Annotated in this window: 19 protein-coding genes; 12 read left to right on the top strand and 7 right to left on the bottom strand. The window is 72.5% G+C overall.

Annotated features, from left to right (window positions below):
• Positions 1-58 precede the first annotated feature (58 nt).
• Positions 59-1078 (top strand): ATP-binding cassette domain-containing protein, encoded by a 1020-nt coding sequence (locus F4556_RS26885; RefSeq protein WP_184920434.1) that lies wholly within the window; start codon positions 59-61, stop codon positions 1076-1078.
• Positions 1075-1905 carry an ABC transporter permease gene (locus F4556_RS26880; RefSeq protein WP_184920432.1) on the top strand — a complete coding sequence of 277 codons (831 nt, stop codon included), beginning with the start codon at positions 1075-1077 and terminating at the stop codon, positions 1903-1905. Before F4556_RS26885 ends, F4556_RS26880 begins: the two co-directional genes overlap by 4 nt.
• Before the next feature lie 7 nt (positions 1906-1912).
• Here the strand turns inward: F4556_RS26880 and F4556_RS26875 are convergent, their stop codons facing one another.
• Entirely contained in the window at positions 1913-5218 is a 3306-nt protein-coding gene (locus tag F4556_RS26875; protein ID WP_184920430.1) for an AfsR/SARP family transcriptional regulator, read from the bottom strand.
• A 147-nt stretch (positions 5219-5365) separates the two neighbouring features.
• Here F4556_RS26875 and F4556_RS26870 point away from each other — a divergent pair, with 147 nt between their 5' ends.
• The gene (locus tag F4556_RS26870; RefSeq protein ID WP_184920429.1) at positions 5366-6181 is read left to right on the top strand and encodes a site-2 protease family protein; all 816 of its coding nucleotides are present in this window, start codon (positions 5366-5368) and stop codon (positions 6179-6181) included.
• Here the strand turns inward: F4556_RS26870 and F4556_RS26865 are convergent.
• The 3 genes from F4556_RS26865 to F4556_RS26855 are packed head-to-tail and all read right to left on the bottom strand — an operon-like array spanning position 6178 to position 8160.
• Positions 6178-7284 carry a Gfo/Idh/MocA family protein gene (locus F4556_RS26865; RefSeq protein WP_184920428.1) on the bottom strand — a complete coding sequence of 369 codons (1107 nt, stop codon included), beginning with the start codon at positions 7282-7284 and terminating at the stop codon, positions 6178-6180. The two genes, F4556_RS26870 and F4556_RS26865, sit on opposite strands and share 4 nt — an antisense overlap.
• The gene (locus tag F4556_RS26860; protein ID WP_184920427.1) at positions 7269-7919 is read right to left on the bottom strand and encodes a ThuA domain-containing protein; all 651 of its coding nucleotides are present in this window, start codon (positions 7917-7919) and stop codon (positions 7269-7271) included. The genes F4556_RS26865 and F4556_RS26860 overlap by 16 nt, the downstream gene beginning before the upstream one ends.
• A 55-nt stretch (positions 7920-7974) precedes the next feature.
• A complete protein-coding gene (locus tag F4556_RS26855; RefSeq protein ID WP_184920426.1) occupies positions 7975-8160 on the bottom strand; it encodes a hypothetical protein in 186 nt (61 codons plus the stop codon).
• Positions 8161-8370: 210 nt separating this feature from the next.
• Here F4556_RS26855 and F4556_RS26850 point away from each other — a divergent pair, with 210 nt between their 5' ends.
• A complete protein-coding gene (locus F4556_RS26850; protein WP_184920425.1) occupies positions 8371-10014 on the top strand; it encodes a transposase in 1644 nt (547 codons plus the stop codon).
• Positions 10015-10020: 6 nt separating this feature from the next.
• Here the strand turns inward: F4556_RS26850 and npdG are convergent, their stop codons facing one another.
• The gene (gene npdG / locus F4556_RS26845; protein WP_184920424.1) at positions 10021-10707 is read right to left on the bottom strand and encodes an NADPH-dependent F420 reductase; all 687 of its coding nucleotides are present in this window, start codon (positions 10705-10707) and stop codon (positions 10021-10023) included.
• Between the two features lie 47 nt (positions 10708-10754).
• Between npdG and F4556_RS26840 the strand changes: the two genes are divergently transcribed.
• Together F4556_RS26840 and F4556_RS26835 are read left to right on the top strand one after the other, a co-directional pair.
• Complete coding sequence (locus F4556_RS26840; RefSeq protein WP_184920423.1) at positions 10755-11327, top strand: hypothetical protein; 573 nt, start codon at positions 10755-10757, stop codon at positions 11325-11327.
• A 64-nt stretch (positions 11328-11391) separates the two neighbouring features.
• Positions 11392-12711, top strand: a complete 1320-nt coding sequence (locus F4556_RS26835) for an MFS transporter (protein ID WP_313068668.1) — start codon at positions 11392-11394, stop codon at positions 12709-12711.
• A gap of 7 nt (positions 12712-12718) precedes the next feature.
• On the opposite strand, the gene F4556_RS26830 is transcribed toward F4556_RS26835, so the two are convergent.
• The gene (locus F4556_RS26830) at positions 12719-12940 is read right to left on the bottom strand and encodes a hypothetical protein (protein WP_184920422.1); all 222 of its coding nucleotides are present in this window, start codon (positions 12938-12940) and stop codon (positions 12719-12721) included.
• A 97-nt stretch (positions 12941-13037) separates the two neighbouring features.
• On the opposite strand from F4556_RS26830, the gene map reads away from it, so the two are divergent.
• Positions 13038-13883 (top strand): type I methionyl aminopeptidase, encoded by an 846-nt coding sequence (map, locus tag F4556_RS26825; protein ID WP_184920421.1) that lies wholly within the window; start codon positions 13038-13040, stop codon positions 13881-13883.
• An 18-nt stretch (positions 13884-13901) separates the two neighbouring features.
• On the opposite strand, the gene F4556_RS26820 is transcribed toward map, so the two are convergent.
• Complete coding sequence (locus F4556_RS26820; protein WP_184920420.1) at positions 13902-14606, bottom strand: bifunctional DNA primase/polymerase; 705 nt, start codon at positions 14604-14606, stop codon at positions 13902-13904.
• 390 nt (positions 14607-14996) lie between these two features.
• Here F4556_RS26820 and F4556_RS26815 point away from each other — a divergent pair, with 390 nt between their 5' ends.
• The 5 genes from F4556_RS26815 (at position 14997) to F4556_RS26795 (ending at position 18722) form a co-directional block, all read left to right on the top strand.
• Entirely contained in the window at positions 14997-15212 is a 216-nt protein-coding gene (locus F4556_RS26815; RefSeq protein ID WP_184920419.1) for a DUF8847 domain-containing protein, read from the top strand.
• A gap of 142 nt (positions 15213-15354) precedes the next feature.
• Positions 15355-15702, top strand: a complete 348-nt coding sequence (locus F4556_RS26810) for a DoxX family protein (protein WP_184920418.1) — start codon at positions 15355-15357, stop codon at positions 15700-15702.
• Positions 15703-15831: 129 nt separating this feature from the next.
• Entirely contained in the window at positions 15832-16800 is a 969-nt protein-coding gene (locus F4556_RS26805; protein WP_184920417.1) for a hypothetical protein, read from the top strand.
• A 54-nt stretch (positions 16801-16854) separates the two neighbouring features.
• Positions 16855-17253 carry an ACT domain-containing protein gene (locus tag F4556_RS26800; RefSeq protein WP_184920416.1) on the top strand — a complete coding sequence of 133 codons (399 nt, stop codon included), beginning with the start codon at positions 16855-16857 and terminating at the stop codon, positions 17251-17253.
• A gap of 371 nt (positions 17254-17624) precedes the next feature.
• On the top strand, positions 17625-18722 hold the full coding sequence (locus F4556_RS26795; protein ID WP_184920415.1) for a glycoside hydrolase family 19 protein: 1098 nt from the start codon (positions 17625-17627) through the stop codon (positions 18720-18722).
• Positions 18723-18758 lie beyond the last annotated feature (36 nt).

Genomic DNA, 18758 nt, shown 5'->3' with positions numbered 1-18758 from the left:
GTGAGCGGCGACAGTGACCTGACAGCACCGTGACAGCGGACCCCGACAGGCTGCTGCCATGAACCGAAACGACATCGCCCCGAACGACCGGGGGCTCAGCGGCACGAACGCCGTCGAGGTACGAGGCATCGTCAAGCACTACGGGGAGACCAAGGCCCTGGACGGGGTCGACCTGACCGTCCGTCAGGGCACCGTGCTCGGCGTGCTCGGCCCGAACGGCGCGGGCAAGACCACCCTGGTCCGGATCCTCTCCACCCTGATCAAGCCGGACGCGGGCACCGCCTTCGTCGGCGGCTACGACGTACTGCGCCAGCCCAAGCAGCTGCGCCGCACCATCGGCCTGACCGGCCAGTACGCCTCGGTCGACGAGCTGCTCTCCGGCTACGAGAACCTCTACCTGATCGGCCGGCTGCTGGACCTGCCCGCCAAGCGGGCCAAGGCCAGGGCCACCGAGCTGCTGGAGCGCTTCTCGCTCACCGACGCGGCCAAGCGCCCGGCCAAGACCTACTCCGGCGGCATGCGCCGCCGGCTCGACCTGGCCGCCTCGATGATCGGCAACCCCAAGGTGCTCTACCTGGACGAGCCCACCACCGGCCTCGACCCGCGCACCCGCAACGAGGTCTGGGACGAGGTGCAGCGGATGGTGTCCGAGGGGGCCACCGTGCTGCTCACCACCCAGTACATGGAGGAGGCGGAGCAGCTCGCGGACGAGCTGACCGTGATCGACAAGGGCAAGGTGATCGCCAACGGCGCGGTCGCCGAGCTCAAGGCCCAGGTCGGCGGCCGCACCCTGCAGGTTCGCCCGGTGCACCCGGCCGAGCTGCCGGAGATGGCCCGCTGCCTGCACGAGGCCGGCCTGACCGGGGTCACCATCTCCACCGACACCTCGCTGCTCTCGGTCCAGCTCACCGACGACGAACAGCTCACCTCGGTGGTCGGGGTGCTCGGCTCGCGCGGCTTCGGCATCGCCGGGATCGACACCAAACTGCCCAGCCTGGACGAGGTCTTCCTGACCATCACCGGCAAGTCCGCCCCCGCCGACGCCGCCCCGACCCTGGAGAAGGAGGCCGTGGCATGAGCGCCGCCACCCTCAGCCCCACCACCGTGAGCCCCGCCACCCTGTCCGCCGACGACGTCCGGATCGGCCCCCGGGCCACCCTGCGGCACATCGGCGCGCTGACCCGCCGCAACCTGATGCGGATCAAGGCCGACCCGGAGTCGATGCTCGACGCGGTGCTGGTGCCGATCATCTTCACCGTGCTGTTCGTCTACGTCTTCGGTGGCGCGCTGTTCCCCACCCGGCAGGAGTACATCCAGTACATGATCCCGGGCCTGCTCGGCACCACCGGGCTGAACCTGGCGATGGCCGTCGGCACCGGGCTGAACAGCGACTTCCAGACCGGCGTGATGGACCGGTTCCGCACCCTGCCGATCGGCCGGTCCGCGGTGCTGATCTCCAAGATCGCCGCCGAGACGCTGCGCGGGCTGGTGTCCTTCACCATCCTGATCGGCTTCGCGATGATCCTCGGTCTCGAGATCAAGACCGACTTCCTGCAACTGCTCGCCGCCGTCGGCCTGTCGCTGATGTTCGGCATGTCGATCGTCTGGATCTCGATGCTGCTGGGCATGTCACTGCAGAGCGCGCAGGCCGTCCAGGGGGTCTCGATGCTGGTCATCATGCCGCTCCAGTTCGGCAGCTCGATCTTCGCCCCGACCGGCACCATGCCCGGCTGGCTGCAGACCTTCACCGACTACAACCCGCTCTCCGCGCTGGCCGACGCCTGCCGCAACCTGATCAACGGCGGGGCGCTCACCCACTCGGTGCTGATCGTGGTGATCTGGTCGGTGGGGATCACCGCCATCACCGCCCCGCTGGCGGTGGCCCGGTTCCGCAAGCGGACCTGACGGCTCATCAGAACCGCTCCACCTCGTCCATCAGGGCGGCGGTCTCGGCCAGGCCGAGGCAGCCGCCCTCGGCGTGTGCGGCCAGGTACTCGGCCTCGCCGAGCAGCTCCCGGGCGGCCTGCTGGGCCTCCAGCAGTTCCTTCCGCTCGATGAAGGTGCCGCGCGGGCCGTGCAGCCGGTCGTGAGCGCCGAGCAGCACCGCGCTGAACCGGGCGATCCGCAGGTCGTCACGGAGCCTGGCGATGATCAGCAGGGTGCCGGTGAACGCGGGCAGCAGCAGCACCGTCATGTGCTCGGCGAACACCCCGGCCGCGCCGGGGGCCTGCCGCATCTGCCGCCGGCCCTGCCGGAGCAGCTCCATCGCCTGCACCGGATCACCCGCCCGGGCCACCACCCAGCTCCGGACGCAGAGCAGCAGACCGGTGAACACCTCGGGCACCAGCGGGCCGAGCAGCTGCCGACTCGCCATCAGGTGGTCCAGCCTGGACAGCGCCTCGGGGTACTCGCCCCGGCGCGCGTGCACCGAGCAGAGCACCAGGTTGCCGAACAGCTGGGCCCCGTCCGCCGACTGGCTGCCCGGCGCCACCTCGGCCAGCGCGCCCCGCACCAGCGCCTCGCCGAGCTCCGGGTCGCTCTGCAGCACCGCCTCGCCCAGCCGGACCTTCAGCATCGGCACCTCGTGGTGCGCGCCCAACTCCTCGGCCAGCCGGATCGACTGACGGTACGTCTCGGCCGCTCCGGCGGCGTCCCCGGTGTTGCCCATCGCCTCCGCCTGCGCGGCCAGCGCCTCCGAGCGACCCCACTTGTCGCCGATCCGGGTGAAGATCTCCAGCGCCTCCGCGCTGTCCAGGGTTGCCTGCGGCAGGCCGCCGACCCAGTCGTTCAGCATCCGGGCCCGGATCTGCAGCACGAACGCCAGGTCGCCCGGGCGGCCGTGCTCCCTGGCCCCCGCCACCGCGTCGTCCAGCAGTGCCTTCATGCTGTCCATCTGCCCGGCCAGGAAGGCGGCGAACACCCGCATCAGCACTGGGAAGCGGTACGACTGCGGCAGGTCCGGGGTGTAGACGGCCAGCACCCGCCGGGCCAGCTCGACCGCTCCGGTCCCGCCGAGGTCCTCCATGTTGCCGGTGAAGATGGTGACCAGCCGGAACAGCTGGACCTGCCGCCTGGCCTCGTCCAGCATGTCCTCGGACATCGGCAGCGGGACGTCCAGTGGCCCCTCGGTGAGCGGTACGGGCCGCCGGGCACCCTCGGCGAAGACGTCGGGGCCGAGCGCGACGATCTCGTCGTACCAGGCGTGGGCCTCGCTCCGGTAGTCCCGCAGCTGCCAGAACCAGCTCATCCCGAGCGCCAGGACCAGCGCCTCCTGCTCCTCGCCCCGGTCGATCGCCCGGCGCAGCGCGGCCCGGATGTTGCCCTGCTCGCGCTCCAGTACGTCCAGCCAGTACAGCTGTTCGGGGCCGTGCACCCGCAGTTCGGCGGTGCGCACCAGCTCGCGGTAGTGCCGGACATGACGCAGCGTCACCTCGGGTTCGTCCGCCTCGACCAGCCGCTCCCCCGCGTACTCCAGGATGGTCTCCAGCATCCGGTAGCGCGGGTGCGCGCCGAGGCCGGCCACCAGCAGCGACTTGTCCACCAGCGAGAGCAGCAGATCGGCGACCTCCTCCCGGGGCACCTCGGCCTCGTCGGCGCAGACCTGTTCGGCGTCCTCCAGGGTGCAGCCGCCCGCGAAGACCGCGAGCCGGCGCAGGATCGCGCGCTCGCGCTTGTCCAGCAGGTCCCAGCTCCAGTCCACCACCGCGCGCAGGGTCTGCTGACGGGGCAGCAGGGTGCGCGAACCGGCCGTCAGCAGGGCGAACCGGCTGTCCAGCCGGTCGGCGAGCTGACGCGGGGTCAGGCCGCGCAGGCGGGCGGCGGCCAGCTCGATGGCCAGCGGCAGGCCGTCCAGGCGGCGGCAGATCTCGGCGCAGGCGGCCGGGTCCTCGGCCGGGTCGAAGCCGGGTCTGGCGGCGGCGCCGCGCTCGGCGAGCAGCCGCAGCGCGACCTCGCCGGGCAGCGGTTCGACCGGCAGCAGCGCCTCGCCGGGGACGCCGAGCGGCTCCCGGCTGGTGGCCAGCACGGTCAGCCCGGGGCACTCCGCGAGCAGCTGGTCGGCCAGCTCGGCGGCGGCCTGGATCAGGTGCTCGCAGTTGTCCAGCACCAGCAGCATCCGGCGCGGGGCGCAGTGCTCGACCAGTCGGCGGACCGGGTCGTGCACCCGGGCCGCCTCGCCGACCGCGCCGCCGGTGTGCAGCACGATCTCCCGCAGGCCGAGGGCGGAGAGCACCGCACCGGGGGTGGCGGCCGGGTCGTCCAGCGAGGCCAGCTCGACCTGCCAGACGCCGTCCGGCCAGCTGCCGTCCGCCTGTTCGGCCAGCGCCGCTTCGACCGAGAGCCTGGTCTTGCCGGAGCCGCCGGGGCCGGTCAGCGTGGTCAGCCGGCCGGTGGCCAGCGCGGCCCGGACCGCCGCCAGGTCCTCGCCCCGGCCGACGAAGCTGGTCAGCCGCGGGCGCAGGTTGCCGGCCGTCCGGGGGCGTACGGGGGCCGCCGGGGCGGGCTCGGCGCCGTTCAGCAGGTCCCGGTGCAGAGCGCGGAGCGGCTCGCCCGGGTCGGCGCCGAGCTGGTCGGCCAGCGCGCGCCGGGTGAGCTCGTACCGCTGGAGGGCCTCGGCGGTGCGGCCGCCGTCGCGCAGCGCGCGGATCAGCAGGGCGGCGAGCGGCTCGTCCAGCGGCCGTATCTCGCAGAGTTCGGCGAGTTCGGCGGTCACCTCGGCGGCCCGGCCGAGCGCGAGTTCGGCGGTGATCCGGTGCCGCCGGGTCTCGTCCCGCTCGGCCTCCAGCCGGGTGGCGGAGCCGCCCCGGTCCGGCAGGTCGGCCAGGGCCGGGCCGCGCCAGAGCGCGAGCGCGGCGGTCAGCCGTTCGGCCGCCAGCGCGTGGTCGTCCTGCTCGGCGGCCCGGCGGCCCTCGGCGGCGAGGCGCTGAAAGCTCGTCAGGTCGCTGCCCGCGGCGGTCAGCCAGTACCCGGCGGGACCGGAGCCGATCTGCTCCCGGCCCACGGTGCGGCGCAGCCGGCCGACCAGGGTCTGCAGCGCGGCGGCCGAGTCCTGCGGCGGGTCGGCGCCCCAGACCTCGTCCACCAGCAGGTCGGCCGGGACGGGCCGGCCCTGGCGCAGCACCAGCGCGGTGAGCAGCGCGCGCAGCCGGGCGCCGCCGAGCGGTACGGGGGTGCCGTCGTCGTGGTGGGCCGTGGTGGTTCCGAGGATGCCGTAGTGCACGCGACCATTCTGGGTGACGCCAGGACCGTCCACGCCCGGAACCCCGGCGCCGGACGGTCCGTTCACCTGACACGCCTTGTCCGGGCCGGTCCCGACCCGGCATGATCGACCGTCGTACCGTCCTCCCTGCATCGGAGCCACCCCGCCATGACCTTCGCCGAAACCCAGCGCTCGCGCAGCGAGGACCGCCGGATCAGTCCGGTGTTCTGGGTACTGCTCGCGACCCTCGGCACGGCGGGCTGGGCGGTGGCCACCGGCTACGGCAGCGCGCGGTTCGGCATCTTCCTGTTCGTGGTGTCCGGCTGGGTGGTCTCGCTCTGCCTGCACGAGTACGCGCACGCCCGCACCGCGCTGCACGGCGGCGACATCTCGGTCGGGGCGAAGGGCTATCTGACCCTCAATCCGTTCAAGTACACGCACGCCCTGCTGAGCTTCGTGCTCCCGGTGATCTTCGTGATCCTGGGCGGCATCGGCCTGCCCGGCGGCGCGGTCTACATCGAGCGGCACCGCATCCAGGGCCGGGTGAAGCACAGCCTGATCTCGGCGGCGGGCCCGCTGGTGAACCTGCTCTGCGCGGCCGCCCTGCTGATCCCGATCGGGGCCGGCTGGCTGGACGACCCGTCGGTGTTCGTCGAGCTCGACGGCCGGCAGCTCTCGGTCTCCCCGCTGGCCGCCGCGTTCGGCTTCCTCGGCCTGCTCCAGATCAGCGCGGCCCTGCTGAACCTGCTGCCGGTGCCGGGCCTGGACGGCTACGGCATCGTCGAGCCGTGGCTCTCCCTCAAGACCCGCCGCGCGGTCGAGCCGTTCGCCCCGTACGGGCTGCTGGCGGTCTTCATCCTGCTCTGGCAGTCCGAGGTGAACCGCTGGTTCTTCGACCTGGTCTACTCGGTGATGGAGCTGTTCGGCGCCAACCCGGCGCTCAGCCAGCTCGGCGGCTACCTGTTCCGGTTCTGGGAGAACTAGCCGAACGGGACGGCCTCGGGCCGCTCGCAGGTGCTGGTCACCTCGACCTGGCGGCCCTCGGTGGTGGCGGTCAGCAGGCACTCCATGACGTCGAGCACGTGGTACGCCAGTTCGGCGCCCGCCCGGTGCGGGGTGCCGAGGGCGAGTGAGCGGGCCAGGTCGGCCACGCCGTGACCGCGGGCCGCGTCCCGGTAGCCCGCGCTCGGCGGCACCGTCGACCAGCCCGCCTCGTCGGCGCCGTGCAGGCGGACCTGGCCGTCGAAGTGGTTCGGGTCGGGGACCGAGAGCGAACCGGCCGTGCCGTACACCTCGATGTGCGGCAGCCGGGCGGCCCAGACGTCGAAGCTCATCAGCAGGGTGGTCAGCGCCCCGTCCGCGTGCTCCAGGACGCCGGTGACGTGGGTGGCCACCTCGGCCTCGACCCGGGTGCCGGCCCGGGGTCCGGTGGCGATCGTGCGCACCGGGCGCGGGGTGGCGGCCAGGCCGGTGACCCGGCGGACCGGACCGAGCAGGGTGACCAGGGCGCTCAGATGGTACGGGCCCATGTCGAGCAACGGGCCGCCGCCGGGGCGGTAGTAGAAGTCCGGGTCGGGGTGCCAGAGTTCGTGGCCCGGCGTGGTCATGAAGGCGGTGGCGGCCAGCGGGGTGCCGATCCGGCCCGAGTCGAGCACCGCCCGGGCGGTCTGCAGCCCGGTGCCGAGCACGGTGTCGGGCGCGCAGCCGATCCGGACCCCGGCCGAGGCGGCGGCGGTCAGCAGCTCGCGGGCCTGGCCGGTGGTGGCGGCCAGCGGCTTCTCCCCGTACACGTGCTTGCCGGCCGCGATCGCGCGGTGGGCGACCTCGGCGTGCGCGGCGGGGACGGTCAGGTTGAGCACCAGGTCGACGTCGGCGGCGGCGCAGAGTTCGTCGAGCCCGGCGGCCCGGGCGCCCGGCACGGTGCGGGCGGCGGCCTCGGCCCGGGCGGGGTCCAGGTCGGCGACCGCCGTCACGCGGGTGCCGGGGAGACGGGTGAGGGTGTCCAGGTAGACCGCGCTGATCTTCCCCGCGCCGACCACGCCGACCCGAAGGTCCGTCACGTGGCTGTCCGTCACCTGCTCGCCCATGCCATCCCCTGCCTGAGCATCAGCTCGACCTCGGGGACGGCCAGGTCGGCCGGGGTGTGGCCGATGGTGGTGACGAACACCCGGCCCGCGCCCCACCGCCTGGTCCAGGTCACCGGCATGACCGTGCCCGCGAGTTCGGGGTGGTCGGGGTCCTCGGTGAACGTGGTGGTGGCCAGGACCTCGATCGCCGGGTCGACGTGCAGGTAGTACTGCTCGGTGGTCACCTCGAACGGGCCGACCCCGGCCATCACCGGGTGCCCCGGCGCCACCGGATCGACCCGGTAGCGGACAAACTCGCGCGGGTGGTGGACGAACTGACCGCCCATCATCAGCTGGTAGTCCGTACAGTCCCGGAACGCGTCGACGATCCCACCGTGCCAGCCCGCGAGCCCGGTCCCGGCCCGGACCGCCCGGGACAGCCCGGCGGCCTGCCCGTCGGTGATCCGGCCCATGGTCCAGCACTGCACCACCAGGTCGGTGCCGGCCAGCAGCCGGTCATCGAGGTAGCTGTCCAGGGTGTCGGAGACCGTCACCCCGAAGCCGTCCTGCTCGAGCAGCCGGACACAGTGCCCGGTCGCCTCGACGGGCGCGTGCCCCGCCCAGCCGCCGCGCACCACCAGAGCCGTACCGGACATGCGGCGTCCCCCCGTCGGACCGTTGGTAAAATGTTACATGGCACAGCCCGATTGGCTAGCCCTCCGACGCCGCGGCCTTCGCCTGCCGGGCCCGGCGCAGGTGGTACCAGGCGATGTTGCTGAAGACACCGGCCATCAGCACCCAGATCAGGCCCAGCCAGCGGCCCTGGACCAGCGACACCACGGCGGCGGTCAGCGCGAGCACACAGATGATCAGAGCGAAGAGGGCGTTGCGGGGCATGACGCGGGACTCCTAGGGCCGGGAACGGTCGGCCCCCATTCTCGCCGACCGTTCCGACCGCTCCCGACGGGGCTATGAACTACTGGGATTGAGGGTGTTTTGGTGCACGCAGGTACCCACGTGTGCGTTTTCGTCCCGGCCTGTTGAGTCGTTGGGTCGGCTGTCGGTGGTGTGTGTGAGGGTTGGGGCACCGACTGGGAGGGGGATGACGTGACTCGTCCGAAGAAGAAGCTCCGGCGGATCGACGCGCCGTTCGTTTCCCTCGGCCCGCCGGGTGTGACGGTCCGTGACCGGCTCAAGGGCCTGACTCCCGAGGATGAGAAGGTGCTGCGGCTGGTCGGCGCGCATATGGGGGCTCTGGCGTCGAGGGACCTGAAGGTGCGCTGTGCAGACGGCCTGGATCACGACAATGGGACGTGGGCCGGGCGGAAGCGTGACTTGACCGTGTGGTCGTCGTCGCGGTGGGCCGGGAGTGTCACCAAGGCCACGCACGACCAGTGGGCGCTGTCGCGTCGCTGCCAGGCCGTGCACCTGGACTCGTTGGACGCGGGCATCGGGATGCTGCGGCACCGCCTGTCGCTGCCGGTCGGGGAGAAGGGCACCAAGCGGGCGCCCGGTGGGTACCGCTCCAGGCACGAGTGGTTCGTCAAGTGCCGCCGTCTCGCGGCGCTTCAGGAGCGGCGCGCTCGAGTCGCCGCCGATCGTGAGGCCGGTGTCGTGCATGTAGTGCGCGGCGGACGGAAGTTACTCAACACCCGGCACAACCTCGCCGCCGCGGACCTGACGGAAGCCCGGTGGCGCCAGCGCTGGGAGGTCTCGCGGTGGTTCCTGTCCGCTGACGGGGAGTCGGGCAAACGCTATGGCAACGAGACGATCCGGGTCACACCCGACGGCGAGGTGAGCATCAAGCTGCCCGCCCCGCTGGGCGACCTGGCCAATGCCGGGCACGGCCGGTACATCCTCGCCGCGAAGGTGTCCTTCCCGCACCGGGGCACCGAGTGGGCCGACCGGATCGAGGGCAACCGGGCGGTCGCCTACCGCATCCACTACGACGCCGCTCGCGGTCGCTGGTACCTCGACGCGGCATGGACCAGGCCCGTCGTCCAGACCATGCAGCTGGCCACCGCCCGCGCCCAAGGCATGGTCGGCGTGGACACCAACGCCGACCACCTCGCCGCCTGGCACCTCGACGTCCACGGCAACCCCGTCGGCAACCCGCACCGCTTCCCCTACGACCTGAGCGGGTCGGCCGATCACCGCGACGCGCAGATCCGACACGCCATCACCCGCCTCCTCCACTGGGCCAAACGTTGCGGCGTCAACGCCATCGGCCTGGAGAACCTCGACTTCACCGCCGAGACCACCCGGGAGAAGCACGGCCGCAAGAAGCGGTTCCGCCAGCTGATCTCCGGCATACCGACCGGCAAGCTCAAGGCCCGGCTCGTGTCGATGGCCGCCGAGAGCGGCCTGGCCATCGTCGCGGTCGATCCCGCCTACACCAGCGTCTGGGGCGCACAGCACTGGCAGAAGCCACTCGCCACCCCACGGCGCACCACCACCCGACACGACAGCGCCGCTGTCGCCATCGGACGACGCGCCCTCGGACACCCGGTCCGGCGACGGACGACACCGCCCCGTGCGCACCAGAGCGATGCGCACGGGCATCGGACCGTCCAGGCCCAACCAGGCACCCGAGGGCGTGAGGAAACCCGCCACCCCACCACGGAGCGTGCACACGATGCACGCAGCCGGACGGGGACAACGAGAACGCGGGCGACCAGCGCACCCAAAACCGTTCGGGATCCGCGCAGTGCCAGGACGTGGGTCCAAGACCCACTCCTGCCCACTGGTTAGGAACGGTCACACGTCGGTGATCCGGATGCCCGCGTGGGCCTTGTAGCGGCGGTTCACCGAGATCAGGTTGGCGACCAGGGACTCGACCTGGTGGGCGTTGCGCAGGCGGCCCGCGAAGATGCCGCGCATGCCGGGGATCCGGGCGGCCAGGGCCTGGACCAGTTCGGTGGCCTCGCGGTCCTCGCCGAGGACCAGGACGTCGGTGTCGATCCGCTCGATCGACTCGTCCTGCAGCAGCACCGCCGAGAGGTGGTGGAAGGCGGCGGTCACCCGGGAGTCCGGCAGCAGGGCGGCGGCCTGCTGGGCGGCGCTGCCCTCCTCCGGCTTGAGCGCGTAGGCGCCCTGCTTGTCGAAGCCGAGCGGGTTGACGCAGTCCACCACGATCTTCCCGGCCAGCTCCTCGCGCAGTGCCGAGAGGGTGGCGGCGTGGCCGTCCCACGGCACCGCGACGATCACGATGTCGCTCTGCCGGGCGCAGTCGGCGTTGTCCGCGCCCCGTACGCCGAGGCCGATCTCGGCGGCCGCGGCCTCCGCGCGCTCGGCCGTCCGGGAACCGATCACCACCTGCTGGCCGGCCTTGGCCAGCCGGAGGGCCAGCCCACGCCCCTGGTCGCCGGTGCCGCCGAGGACGCCGACCACCAGACCGGAGACGTCGGGAAGCGCGGGCGGGGTCACTGAATCGTGGGTAGTCATGTCGAAGATCCTGCCAAAGCCCCCCGGCCTGCTCCATCCTCTGCTCCATGGACGCGGTGAGAGTTTCAGCACTACGCGAGCGGCTGGCCGGTACCGGCTGGCCCGAGTCCGCGCTGGTCTTCGCCGGGGCGCTGCGCCGTTCGGTGGGCCGCCGCACCGCGCGGGGCCTGCTGCTGGTCGGCACCGAGGCGTACGAACCCTGGCACCTGGCCGCCCACCTGGACGAGGAAGCCACCCGCTCGGGGGTCCCCCGGCTGGCCCCCACCCTGCTGCGGCACCGGGTCGAGCCCGGCGCCCCCGCCCATCTCTCGTACGGGCTGCGCGGGCTGACGGAGGCTCGGCGGGGTGCGACCGTGCTGCTGGTGGCGCCCGCCTCGGCGGAGGCCCGTCTGCTGGAGCGGGTGCAGGACGCCAGGCGCGGCGGGGCCACCGTGCTCGCGCTGGACACCGGTGACCCGGAGCTGGCCGCGCTCGCGCACGAACGGCTGACCGTGCCGGCCGCCGAGCCGGAGCCCTTCGACCTGATCCAACACCTCGTCAGCTCGGCCGCCGGGGCGCCCGCCTCTCGGCTGGCCAGGCTGGCCGAGCGCCTGACCGGGTCGCCCGTCGCGCACTGGTAGGCGCACCGGTGGTCGCGTCGGTAATTCGGTTGCAGCCGTTCGGCCGGAAATCGCACCATGCCCCGTGACCAAGCAACCCTCGCGCTGGCAGCGCATCCGTCCCGACCTCACCCCGTGGCGGTCCTCCCGGGACTTCCGGCTGCTCTGGAGCTCGGGCTGCGTCTCGGCCTTCGGCAGCTTCCTCACCTATGTCGCGGTGCCGCTGCAGATCAAGCACCTGACCGACTCCACCTTCGCGGTCGGCCTGATCGGCGCGTTCGAACTGGTGCCACTGATCGTCTTCGGCCTCTGGGGCGGCGCGCTCGCCGACGCGCTGGACCGGCGCAAGCTGGTGCTCCGCTCGGAGGCCGGTCTGCTGCTGCTCTCCGGCCTGCTGCTGCTGAACGCGCTGCTGCCAAACCCGCTGCTCTGGCCGATCTACCTGGTGGCCGCCCTGGTCGCCGCCCTGGACGGACTCCAGCGCCCGGCGCTGGACTCGCTCACCCCTCGGATCGTCGCGCACGACCAGCTGACCGCCGCCTTCGCGCTCAACTCGCTCTACCGCAACGCCGCTTCGGTGGCCGGCCCGGCCCTGGCCGGGGTGATCGTCGCGGTGGCCGGGGTGCAGGTCGCGTACGGGCTGGACGTGCTCACCTTCGGCGTCTCGCTGCTGCTGCTCGCCCGGATGCGGGCCGTCCCGCCGTCCACCGGCGCGGAGAAGCCCTCGCTGGGCGCGATCGTCACCGGCATCAAGTACGCCTGGAGCCGCCGCGACCTGCTGAGCACGTACGTCATCGACACCTGCGCGATGCTGTTCGCCTACCCGGTGGCGATCTACGCCTTCTGGGCCTCGGACCTGCGCGCCGACTGGGCGCTCGGCCTGATGTACGGCGCGACCGCCGCCGGTGCGCTGGTGGTCTCGGCGACCAGCGGGTGGACCTCGGGGATCCACCGGCACGGCCGGATGCTGGTGCTGGCCGCGCTCGGCTGGGGTGTCGCGATCGCGCTGGCCGGGCTGGTCGGCAACATCTGGCTGGTGCTGCTCTGCCTGGCCGTCGCCGGTGGCGCCGACCAGATCAGCGGGGTGGCCAGGTCGACCATCTGGAACCAGTCGATCCCGGACCAGCTGCGCGGCCGGCTCGCCGGGGTGGAGCTGCTCAGCTACTCGGTCGGCCCGCAGCTCGGCCAGGTCAGGGCGGGCGGCATGGCCGGTCTGGTCGGCGTCCGCGGCTCGGTCTGGATGGGCGGTCTGGCCTGCGTGGTCGGCGTGCTCGGGCTGGCCGCCGCGGTGCCGAGCCTGCTGCGCTACGACGACCGGACGGACGAGCACGTCGCGCTGGTCCGGGCCCAACACGAGGCCCAGCACGAGGCCGATGCGGCCGCCCGGGAGGCGGCCGCCGTCTGACGCCGGGTCAGCCCTTCGGCTCCTGCCCGTCGTTCCAGCGCGGGTCCTGGCGCCACTCCTGGTTCCGCTCGGCGGCGGTCTCCAGCGCGCGGCCCGCCTCCTCCCGGGTGGCGTACGGGCCGAGCCGGTCCTTGGCCGGGCACTCCGGGCCCTCCTCGACCTTGGCGTGCTTGATGCACCAGAACCACTCGCCGGGCTTGCCGGTCGGCTTGCTCCTGCCGAACACCATCGACTGCTCCCTCCGTCGTCCTGTGACGATCATGCCCCGCACGCGGCTTCGCACGCACAGCCGGGTCCTCGGTGGACCGGCCGATAGACTCGCGGCCATGGCTCTCGTACCCGGCATCCAGTCCCCCATCCGCAAGGTCCCCGCGCACATCCCGCGCCCGGAGTACGTCGGCAAGCCCAAGCCGACCCCGTACACCGGCCCCGAGGTGCAGACCGCGGAGACCATCGAGAAGATGCGGATCGCCGGGCGGATCGCGGCGCAGGCGATGGCGGAGGCCGCCAAGCTGATCGCCCCGGGCGTGACCACCGACGAACTCGACGCGGTCGCCCACGAGTACATGTGCGACCACGACGCTTACCCGTCCGACCTCGGCTACCGGGGCTTCCCCAAGTCGGTCTGCACCTCGATCAACGAGGTGATCTGCCACGGCATCCCGGACTCGACGGTCCTTCAGGACGGCGACATCGTCAACATCGACGCCACCGCCTTCATCCACGGCGTGCACGGCGACCTGAACGCCACCTACCTCTGCGGCGACGTGGACGAGGAGTCCCGGCTGCTGGTCGAGCGCACCAGGGAGTCACTCGACCGGGCCATCAAGGCCGTCAAGCCGGGCCGGCAGATCAACGTGATCGGCCGGGTGATCGAGTCCTACGCCAAGCGGTTCGACTACGGCGTGGTCCGCGACTTCACCGGCCACGGGATCAACACCTCGTTCCACTCCGGCCTGGTCGTCCCGCACTACGACAGCGAGCGGGCCACCGAGGTGATCAAGACCGGGATGACCTTCACCATCGAGCCGATGCTCACCCTGGGCACGTACGACTACGACATCTGGGCCGACGGCTGGACGGTGGTCACCAAGGACCGCAAGCGCACCGCCCAGTTCGAGCACACCCTGGTGGTCACCGCCAACGGCGCCGAGATCCTGACGCTGCCTTAGCTCATCAGGTGGGCGCGGTCAGCCGATCAGCCACTGCTCCTCGGCGACCGCGCCCACCTCGGTGCAGGCGTCGGTCAGCACGTCGAGCACCCGGAGCGCGTCCGGCAGGGCGTGCTCCGGGCCGCGCAGCCAGCGCACCTCGGAGCCGTCCGGCAGCGAGGCCGGCGGCAGCAGGGTGTACGAGCCGCGGCAGTGCCAGCGCAGGCCGGGGTGTTCGGACATGGTGTCGGGCGTGCTGTCCAGCACGCTCGGCCACCACTCGTCCTCGTCGACCGGGGTGCCCCTGGTCGCGGTGAAGAAGAGGTAGCGGTCCTCGCCGACGGCGGCCACCGGGCCGTGCACGCCGAGCGCGTCGAGCCGCTCCAGCGCCAGCCTGCCTGCCTCGGCCGGGACGTCCAGCACGTCGTGGGCGCGGCCGGTGGCGGTGATGAAGTTGGCCTGCGGATCGCGGGACAGCCAGCGGGCCAGCTGCTCCGGATCGACGGTGGCCTGGGACTGCCAGGCGAACGAGACGGGGTGCTGGGCCGGCGCCGGACAGCCGACCCGGTCACACGAACAACGGTGCCCCGCCGGGTGCGCGGCCGGCGCCAGCGGGAAGCCCGCGCGCACCGCACCGAGCAGCAGATCCAGTCGACCCGCCGCGTCCACCCCGGTCGCGGCGGTGGCACGCTCGCGCTCTCGTCGCTGCCACCAACTGGTCCACCTGCTGCTGCTGGCTTCCATCGGGCCCCTTCCGCACCTGCTGTAGCTGCCGTGCCTGGTGTGACACAGCGACCGACGCAACATCCGACGCAACGCCGGAGCCCGCCCCGTTACTTCCCGGGAGCGCGGTTGGTCCGGCAGCCTTGCCGAAGGCCGGAGCCGGTGGTGCCGGACGGCCGAACGCCCGGGGGCACGGTACGGACCACGAGAGTTGAGGCTCGGCGGGCAGGCGCACCGTGCACACCCCACCCGGCCCGTACGAGGGCCCGCCGACCCGGGAAACCCCGAGGGCGTACAGAGCAGGATAAGGGTGTCGGGGGGGCCGTTCCGACCGGGGGCGGTGCTGCGCTGGTCACACCGGCTCCCGATCTCCTTCACATCCTGGTCCCAGCGCCGCCGTAGGGTGGAGCCGTGAGAAGCACGGACACCGAATTCCATGGCGGCCCGCTGGACGGGCGGGTGCTGCCCATCGCGCTGACCCCGTTCAACAACGTCCCGAAGACCTACCGGGTGCCGGTCCCGGCCCACGGTGAGACCCCGGCCACCACGCTGGTCTACCACCGGGCCAAGGAGTACGACCCCAAGGGCCGCTGGCGCTGGCGCTACGAGTACGCCCCCGAGGGCTGACGTCCCCTCAGTCGGGGTGGTTTGCCCGGCGCCGAAAAGTTTTTTCTCAGCGCTGTCACACTCGCGCACCCCGCCGGGTCAATGCAGTGAGACGCGACGGAGCAAGCCCGCTCCGAAGCCCGCCCGCTGAGGAGACCCCCTGATGAACACCGCCTACGTCGTCGTCACCGTGCTCGCCGCCGCCATGACCGGCTTCTCGGCCTTCTCCCTGCTGCGCCGGGCCGACTTCGTCGTCCAGTCGATGGTCCAGTACCAGGTACCGCGGAGCTGGTGGACCCCGCTCGGCCTGGCCAAGGCCGCCGGTGCGCTCGGCCTGGTGGTCGGCCTGTTCGTCCCCTTCATCGGCATCGCCGCCACCGTGGGCCTGGCGCTCTACTACCTCGGCGCCGTGATCACCTGCGTCCGGGCCCGCTCCTACGCCCACGCCGCGTTCCCGCTGATCTACCTGGCCCCGGCCCTGGTCGCCTGCGGCCTCGGCCTCGCCGCCTGATCCGCCCGCGGGCGCTCCGTCCGACCCCGTGCCGCCCGGCGGCACGGGGTCGACGCCGTCTTGACGGTGTGTCAGTGGGACGTGCCAGGCTGGCGCCCGCAGGGGGACCTTCGGGAAAAGGGGGGGCGGATGGGGACGGCGGGAGCGCTCGTCAGGGAGGTCCGGCGGGCCGGGACGACGGTGGCCCGGCTGCGCGAACTCGTCGGTGGGGAGCCGGAGGTGGCGCGGGCGGTGGCGGCCCGGATCGGGCTGACGCCGGCGCTGGCCGAGGAGCTGGCGGTGCGGTGGGCCGGTGACCGGGCGGGGGTCGGGGTGCTGCGGGCGCTGGCCGCCCAGCCGGCCACCGGTTCCGAGTGGCTGGCGCTGTTCTCCGTGCATCCCGACGAGTTGGTGCGCCGGGCGGTCGCGGCGCACCGGTCGACCCCCAAGCCGACCGTCCGGGCGCTGGCCGCGGACAGCGCGGTGAGCGTCCGCTGCGCGGTGGCGGCCAGGGACAGGCTGCCCCGCCGGGTGGTGCCCGTCCTGCTCGACGATCCGGCGGCCGAGGTACGGCAGACGATGGCCCGGCGGCCCACCGCCGAACCGGACCGGTGGCCGGCCCCCGTACCGGCCACCTCCGACTGGCGGGCCCGGTTCGACCGGCTCGACCGGGACGGCGCCGCCGCGATCGCCGACCGGGTCGAGGGCAACATCACCGAGTACCTGACGGACCCGCGCATCGGCTGGTACCTGCACTCCGGCGACCTGGTCGCCCCGGCGGACCTCGACCACGACGTCGCGCTGGTGGTGGACGGCGACCTGACGGTGCACGGCTTCCTGGACGACAGCTCCTCCGGGCTCGGGCTGCTGGTAGTGCTCGGCGACCTGACGGTCCGCCACCTGGTCTCCTGGGGCTCGGTGCACGTCACCGGGGACCTGCACGCCGAGGGGGTGGTCCACGGCTCCTACGACGACCACGTCTTCGAGGTGACCGGTCTGGTGCACGCCCGGGCCGTGGTGATGGCGGACAGGTCGGCGCGCTCCAAGGTCGGCGAGGTCGGAGTGGAGATCGGCTGCCACGATCCGACCGGGGCCCGGCTCCGGGCCGGGACGGGCTGATCCGGGCCGTGTCGCCCGCGGCCCGGGCCACCCGTACCGACTACCGTGGCGGCCATGGCTGGTGAGAGTGATCTGCGGAAGCTGCTGAGCGGGATGCGCCCGGAGCTCAACCCCGGGCGGTACGTGTACTGCACGCTGGCGGCCCGGGTGCCGGTCGGACTGCAGCCGATCGTCACGGTGGCCGAACCCGAGGGCCCCACCGTGGTGGTGGCGCAGGAGGAGGCGGACGCGCTCGGGCTGCCGTACGAGTACGTGGCCGCCTGGATCACGCTGCGGATCCACTCGGCGCTGGAGGCGGTCGGCCTGACCGCCGCGGTGGCCACCCGGCTGGCGGCGGAGGGCATCAGCTGCAACGTGGTGGCGGGTTTCCACCACGACCACCTGTTCGTCGAGGCCGCCGATGCCGAACGGGCCGTCGCCACCCTGGAGAAGCTCGCCGCCGAACAGCGCTGAGGCGCGGGAGAGCCGACCGACCGGCTCCCCCGTGCCCCTGATCAAGCTGGAGCGCCTGGTAGAGCGGCCAGGTCGGCGCGCAGCCACTGCTCCCGGGCCGAGCCCGCCGACATGCGTTGGAGTTCAGCGTGACGATGTGCCAGGTGCCGACGTCGTAGGAGTACTGCCGTGCTGCGCCAGTACGTACTCTGACGACCCGTCAGTGCGATGGATCAGGGCGTGCCCGAACCGCCCCGGAGCCCTTGACAGGTGTAGACCACTGCGGTTGAGTCCCCTCACACAGTCCCGTACCGGCCCCGCTTCCCGGCGGGCCCCCACCGGACGTATCTGTAGTCGATCGTGCGGCCCCCACCGCACGTAGGGGTGATGAAGTGTCGACAAAACGACTCCTGGCCCTGCTCTCCGCGATGGTCATCGCGGTCGGCCTGGCCGTCCTGCTGCCCGCCGCCGCCTCGGCCGCGAGCTGCGCCACCGCCTGGAGCTCCTCCGCCGTCTACGTGGGCGGCAACACCGCCTCGTACAACGGCCACAACTGGTCCGCCAAGTGGTGGACCCAGAACGAGACCCCGGGCGGCAGCTCGGGCGTCTGGGCCGACCAGGGCACCTGCGGCGGCAGCACGCCGACCCCGACCCCGACCCCGACCGCCACCTCCGGCAGCTGCAACTACCCCGCCTGGGTGGCCGGTCAGACCTACACCACCGGCAGCATCGTCAAGTACACCGACGGCAAGTACTACGTCGCCGAGCACGACAACCCGGGCTACGACCCGGTGATCAGCACCTGGTACTGGGACCCGTACACCTGCGGCGGCGGCTCGACCCCCACGCCCACCGCCACCGCCACCCCGGGCGGATTCCCGGTCAGCGAGGCCCAGTTCAACCAGATGTTCCCGAGCCGGAACTCGTTCTACACCTACAGCGGGCTGACCGCCGCGCTCAGCGCCTACCCGGCGTTCACGGGCACCGGCAGCGACACCGTCCGCAAGCAGGAGGCCGCCGCCTTCCTCGCCAACGTCAGCCACGAGACCGGTGGCCTGGTCTACGTGGTCGAGCAGAACACCGCCAACTACCCGCACTACTGCGACACTTCGCAGTCGTACGGCTGCCCGGCCGGACAGGCCGCGTACTACGGGCGCGGCCCGATCCAGCTCAGCTGGAACTTCAACTACAAGGCGGCCGGTGACGCGCTCGGCATCAACCTGCTGAACAACCCCAACCTGGTGCAGACCGACGCGGCCGTCGCCTGGAAGACCGCCCTCTGGTACTGGAACACCCAGAACGGCCCCGGCACCATGACCCCGCACAACGCGATGGTCAACGGCTACGGCTTCGGCGAGACGATCCGCAGCATCAACGGCTCGCTGGAGTGCAACGGCGGCAACCCCGCCCAGGTGCAGAGCCGGATCAACGCGTACCAGAGCTTCGTGCAGATCCTCGGCACGGTGGCCGGCTCGAACCTGAGCTGCTGACCCCGAAAGGGCGGGTGCGCACCCCCGTTGGACGCA

Origin of the sequence: Kitasatospora gansuensis, from assembly GCF_014203705.1 — a bacterium.
Taxonomy (GTDB): Bacteria; Actinomycetota; Actinomycetes; order Streptomycetales; family Streptomycetaceae; genus Kitasatospora; species Kitasatospora gansuensis.
This window is presented reverse-complemented; position numbering and strand designations above follow the sequence as displayed.